Origin of the sequence: Corallococcus sicarius, assembly GCF_003611735.1 — a bacterium.
Taxonomy (GTDB): Bacteria; Myxococcota; Myxococcia; order Myxococcales; family Myxococcaceae; genus Corallococcus; species Corallococcus sicarius.
Window position 1 is genome coordinate 1 of the sequence record NZ_RAWG01000675.1, and the last position, 761, is coordinate 761.

Here is a 761-nt window from a genome sequence, read left to right on the forward strand (position 1 = left end):
GAGCCCGGACGAACTGCGCACACTGGCTGCGCAGTTGATGGCCCAGGTCGGCGAGAAGGACCGGGAGTTGCGGTACCGGCAAGCCAAGATCGACCAGCTCACACACGAGCTGGCCATCCACAAGCGCTGGAAGTTCGGCAAGCGCAGCGAGCAACTGACATCTGAACAGGCGAGTCTGCTGGACGAAGCCATTGACGCAGACCTCGAGGCGATTGAGACCGAACTGGAAGCGCTCCTGCCGTCGTCCAAATCTGAAGCCAAGAGCAAGCCCAAGCGCCAGGCATTGCCGCCGCAGTTGCCGCGCACCGACATCCACCACGAGCCGGACGCAGAGACCTGCACCTGTGGGTGTGCGCTCAAGCGCATTGGCGAAGACATCAGCGAGAAGCTGGACTACACGCCGGGCACGTTCACCGTGGAGCGTCACATCCGCGGCAAATGGGTGTGCGATCAGTGTGAGACGCTGGTGCAGACGCCGGTGCCACCCCACGTCATCGACAAAGGCATCCCGACGGCGGGACTGCTGGCACATACGCTGGTGTCCAAGTTCGGCGACCACCTTCCCCTGTATCTGCAGGAGCGCATCTATGCGCGCGCCGGTCTGGCCATCCCGCAATCGACACTGGGCGCGTGGGTGGGCATCTGTGGCGTGCGTCTGCAACCGCTGGTGGACGCCCTGCAAGAAGAGGTTCTGAGCCACGGTGTTCTGCACGCCGACGAAACGCCAGTGCAGATGCTCGCGCCCGGCAATGGCAAGACGC

The 761-nt window shown here is 63.7% G+C and carries 1 protein-coding gene; it reads left to right on the forward strand.

Annotation, left to right across the window (positions count from 1 at the left end; translation table 11 throughout):
- On the forward strand, positions 1-761 hold a 761-nt coding region (locus tag D7X12_RS45700; RefSeq protein WP_147444011.1), incomplete at both ends, for an IS66 family transposase.